At 60.5% G+C, this 4661-nt stretch carries 4 protein-coding genes and 1 pseudogene; 1 reads left to right on the forward strand and 4 read right to left on the reverse strand.

What is annotated here, in order from left to right; translation table 11 throughout:
- Positions 1–92 precede the first annotated feature (92 nt).
- Entirely contained in the window at positions 93–254 is a 162-nt protein-coding gene (locus C4334_RS10085; protein ID WP_352431963.1) for a hypothetical protein, read from the reverse strand.
- A gap of 322 nt (positions 255–576) precedes the next feature.
- Between C4334_RS10085 and C4334_RS10090 the strand changes: the two genes are divergently transcribed.
- Positions 577–1701 (forward strand): glycoside hydrolase family 5 protein, encoded by a 1125-nt coding sequence (locus tag C4334_RS10090; protein ID WP_352431964.1) that lies wholly within the window; start codon positions 577–579, stop codon positions 1699–1701.
- A 166-nt stretch (positions 1702–1867) separates the two neighbouring features.
- On the opposite strand, the gene C4334_RS10095 is transcribed toward C4334_RS10090, so the two are convergent.
- The 3 genes and pseudogenes from C4334_RS10095 to sat all read right to left on the reverse strand — a co-directional run.
- A complete protein-coding gene (locus tag C4334_RS10095; protein WP_352431965.1) occupies positions 1868–3121 on the reverse strand; it encodes a pyridoxal phosphate-dependent aminotransferase in 1254 nt (417 codons plus the stop codon).
- A gap of 67 nt (positions 3122–3188) precedes the next feature.
- Positions 3189–3788, reverse strand: a complete 600-nt coding sequence (cysC, locus tag C4334_RS10100; RefSeq protein WP_352431966.1) for an adenylyl-sulfate kinase — start codon at positions 3786–3788, stop codon at positions 3189–3191.
- A gap of 120 nt (positions 3789–3908) precedes the next feature.
- A pseudogene (sat, locus tag C4334_RS10105) lies at positions 3909–4661 on the reverse strand (sulfate adenylyltransferase); the annotation flags it as partial.

The following is a 4661-nucleotide window of genomic DNA, read 5'->3' on the forward strand; positions in this document are numbered from 1 at the left end:
GATGGCACGGCGTCGCTGAACCGAAGCGCGAGGCTTTATTCTCGCGTCCATTCCTTTGGGGATGCCCCTCAATTAATTTTGAGGAGAGGACGTCACAAAGAGTCTTCGATCAAGCCTTTGTCCAGTAGGTCCTTATGCATGCAGCCCGGCGCAGTCGCACGGTGCGACGCGCGCTTGCCTGCACGACGAAATCCCCATTCACGATGAAGCACGACCATCTCTTTGTCGGTCTTCTTGGCGGTGCGTTGCGGCAAGACGTTCTGTGCTGTCGCAAGATCCGGGAAAGATGGAGAGCAAAGTTGCGTGGATCGCGAAGCGAACCGAAAGCGGCAGCCTCGCCATTGCCTTTCGCCGCTGGAACGTGCGTTCCATCAGCGCAAAAGATGAAGGGCCGCGCGTTCGAATCCGGGACGTCAACGCTGACGCATTGGGCCGCCCCGAGACCATTGATTTCCGCTCTTTTTGTTGATAATAGAAGGCCACATGAAGAATGAACGATGCCCTCGTTGGAAGATCAACGAAAGGGCTCTTTGCGCTTTGAGAGGACACCGCATAACATGGGCGATCCTGCTCGCATTGTCGACGTCCTTCTCAACGCTGGCGCAGACGGCGCGCTTGCGCGGAACCGACGTCAGCGAAGCTCGCTTTCGACGCCTTCAACACGGCATCAACACGAGCCACTGGTTCGCCCAAATCCTCGGCGGCCGCCCGTACACGCGCGAGCATCTGGAATCGCATACCACCGAAGCCGACATCCGGCTTATCGAGGCGATGGGCTTCGATCACGTTCGCCTTTCGGTCGAACCCGCACCGTTGTGGAATCAGACTGATCCAGCGAAGCTGAATGCTGAATACCTCAGCTATCTGGATCGCGCAATCGAAAAGATACTGGCCCATGATCTGGCCGTCATCATCGATATACATCCAACGGATGAGTTCAAGCTGAAGCTGCGCGATGATGATCGTCACGCCGAAGCTTTCGCCCGTTTTTGGCGCGCGCTGGCGGCGCATCTATCGCGCACCGATCCGGAGCGCGTCTTTCTCGAAGCGATCAACGAGCCGATGGTCGAGGATGGCTACCGTTGGATGGGCATTCAAGCGAAGTTAGTCGCAGCCATGCGCGAAGGCGCGCCGCGTCACACGATCATCGCTTGCGGACATCGATGGTCCGGTCTCGGCGAGCTGCTCTTTTTGGAACCGCTGGCCGATCGTAACGTGATCTACAACCTCCATTTCTATGAGCCGATGGCTTTCACGCACCAAGGCGCGACGTGGGCCGGCCCGAACTTGCCGTCATTGCGCAACGTGCCTTATCCGGTGACGCCCGAAGCGATCGCGCCGCTGCTCGCCACGCTCAACGATGAGGAGGCACGCGAAGTTTTGCGCGCTTACGGCAATGCGCGTTGGAACGGCGCGCGCATCGAGGCCGAGATCGCCAAGGCTGCGCAGTGGGCTGCGCGACATGGCGTGCGCGTGATCTGCAACGAGTTCGGCGTCTATCGCCGTTTTTCGCCGCCCGAAGCGCGCGCGGCTTGGTTGCGCGACGTGCGCACGGCGCTCGAAAAGCACGGCATCGGGTGGACGATGTGGGATTATCAAGGAGGTTTCTCCGTGGTCCAGAAAGTGAATGGGCGCATCGTGCCGGATGAACAGACGCTTGAAGCTCTCGGCTTGCAGCGATTGAGTTCCTCGAGGAGGTGAGAGGAAATTTTCAGATGCTTGCGTAAATAAACACCGAACACGCTACCGTCGAGCGCTTCGTGGGAAGATGTGGAGCGGTCCCCGCCAGCAGCATGGCGCGTTCGCACCGTGCGCTGTCTGCGTGCGCGCGATCTGTTGCGAAATCAGCGGTTAGACGGAAATGGTTTCAAGGCGCCTGTTGCAAGAAGCGCTCCAAGCGATTGAAGACCGTGTGAAGCACCTTTTCGTCCGGAAGATAGACGAGGCGGAAATATCCTTCCGCCGGATCAGTGCCAAAGCCTGATCCGTGCACGACGAGCACGTCCGTTGCTTCGAGCATGTCGAGCACGAACTGTTCATCGGTTCGCCCGCCCATGTCACGAACTTTGATCATGACATAAAAGGCCGAATCGGGCACGGTGCACGAGAGCGCGTCGATGGCGCGCACGCGCTCCAAAGTCAAATCGCGCCGCCGTCGGAGTTCGGCGATGAACTGGTGCTGAAAACCATGGTCGCCTGTAAGCGCTGGCACGATGGCATACTGCGTCGGCGTCGGGGCACACAACCTGCCTCCAGCCAGACGAAGCACGGCGTTGATCAGCTCGGCCATCTTGCCTGAGGAAGTAAAACGCATCCAGCCGACGCGCCATCCCGGGATGATGTGTGTTTTCGACAGGCTCTCGAGCGTAACGAGCGGCGCGTTCATCTCCGCCGCAAGCGTGGAAGCTGGCGTGGGCGCCGCATCGAAGCAGAGTTCGCGATAGACTTCATCGGCGATAACCAACAAGCGGTGACGAACAGCTAGTTCGATGATGCGCGCGACCTGCTCGTCGGGGATCACGGCGCCGGTCGGATTGCTCGGATTGATCAGCACCAGCGCGCGCGTGCGCGACGTGATCGCCCGTTCGATCTCCTCGATCACAGGTTGCCAACCGATCTCTTCGTGCAAGCGGTAGAACTTCGCTACGGCCCCGAGCTTGTTGAGGATCGCTGGATAGAGTGGGTAGCCGGGTGCCGGCAGCAGCACCTCCTCGCCTTGGTTGACGAGCGCCGTTAGCAATAGGTCGGCGGCTTCCGATGCGCCGGAGGTGATGAGGACCTCTTCAGGATCGGTCGGCGTTCCCAATTGCGTTGCCTTGTGCGCGATGGCTTCGCGCGCTTCGCGCAGCCCCTTGGATGAAGCGTAGCCCGTGAAGCGATCTCGCAACGCGCGCGCCACTGCTTCGACGAGCGCTTCCGGCGGACGAAAACCATAGATTTGCGGGTCGCCGATGTTGAGATAGATGACTTGGCGTCCGGCGCGTTCGCGCGCTTCCGCCGCACGAGCGAGGTTGCGAATGGCGTAGTTGAACTCTTCGGTCCTGTGTGCCGCCGCGATCATCTGGCGTTCGCCCTTTGAGTCGGCGCCGCTTGCGGGCGCGTCGGCTCGACTGTGTAACACAGTTCGGCGACGAAAAACAATCTCCGGGCCAATTTCGCTCAGCTATGGCGCGAGTTGCGCGGTGCTCTCATCCTCGCGCCCGTGCGACGAGATCTTCTTGGGAGTCGGTGTTGGTCTCGTCTTTCGGCACGAGGGCGCGATGTTCCAAGGCCGCGATGATCTTCGCTGCGCTCTCCTCGATCGTTTCGCGATCGCTTTCGATCACGATATCGGGCGCGCGCGGCTCTTCGTACGGATCGGAGATGCCGGTGAAGTTGCTGATCTCGCCAGCCAGCGCTTTCTTGTACAACCCTTTCACGTCTCGCTCGATCAAGACTTCGAGAGGACATTTGACGTAGATTTCGATGAACTCCGCGCCATCTCGCTCGATCGCCGCGCGCACCTCAGCGCGCACCTCGCGATAAGGCGAGATGGCCGCCGAGATCGCCGCCACGCCGTTGCGTGAAAGGAGACGGCAAACGTAACCGATGCGACGGATGTTCGCGTCGCGGTCTTCGCGCGAGAAGCCGAGCCCCTTTGAGAGGTTCATGCGCACTTCATCGCCGTCCAAAATCTCAACGCGAAGGCCGCGCGCGCGCAACTTGCACGCGACAGCGACAGCGAGCGTCGTTTTGCCCGCGCCGGAAAGCCCCGTGAACCAAAGCGTGAAACCTTTGCTTGAACTCATGGGCGCATCCTCCAATTGGCGTCGAACTCGCAATCCAGCGCCCGCGCCGCGTCTCAGCGAGCAGGGCCGAAGTCTCTCTCGTAAGAGCTTCCGGAAATTGCAGTCGTGTTCCGAAAAAGCTCAGACGGTGGCGCCGCCGTGCAAGCCCGTTTCCTCGCGCAACGCCTCGATCAGCAGCCGCGCGACTTCAGGGCGCGTGAACTCAACGGGCGGCAGCTTGCCCGCGCGCAGCATTTCGCGCACCTTTGTGCCGGACAACGTAACGTGCTCCGTCGCGTCATGTGGACAGGTCTTGCTCGATGCCATTGCGCCGCACGCGCGGCAGTAGAAAGCGTTGTCGAAAAAGAGGGGGACGATGCCGAGTTCGCTCGGGTCGAACTCGTCGAAGATGTAGTGAGCGTCGTATGGTCCGTAGTAGTTGCCGATTCCGGCATGATCGCGCCCGACGATGAAATGGGTGCAGCCGTAGTTCTTCCTAACCAGCGCATGAAAGACCGCCTCGCGCGGTCCAGCATAGCGCATCGCTGCCGGAAGCACGGCCAATGCCGTGCGCGCGGTCGGATAGTAGAGCGCAAGCAGCGTCTCATAGCAGCGCATGCGCACTTCGGCTGGCACGTCGTCGGCTTTGGTCTCGCCGACAAGCGGATGTAGCAACAGCGCGTCAGCGATTTCGAGCGCGCACTTTTGGATGTATTCGTGCGCGCGATGAATCGGATTGCGCGTCTGAAAAGCGACGATGCGTCGCCATCCGCGCGCGTGAAAGAGGGCGCGCAGCTCAGCCGGACTCTTCCGGTAATCGCGAAAAGCGAGGTCTTGCGGCAAGCCAACAACGCTCACGCGCCCGCCGAGCAGCCATTCGCCTTGCGCAAATAG

The sequence above is a fragment of the Pyrinomonas sp. genome, from assembly GCF_040289685.1.
In the GTDB taxonomy this organism is placed as follows: Bacteria; Acidobacteriota; Blastocatellia; order Pyrinomonadales; family Pyrinomonadaceae; genus Pyrinomonas.

What these genes read in the sequence shown, in the direction of transcription:
- cysC (WP_352431966.1), bottom strand. Translation starts at nt 3,788, where the DNA reads ATGAGTTCAAGCAAAGGTTTCACGCTTTGGTTCACGGGGCTTTCCGGC.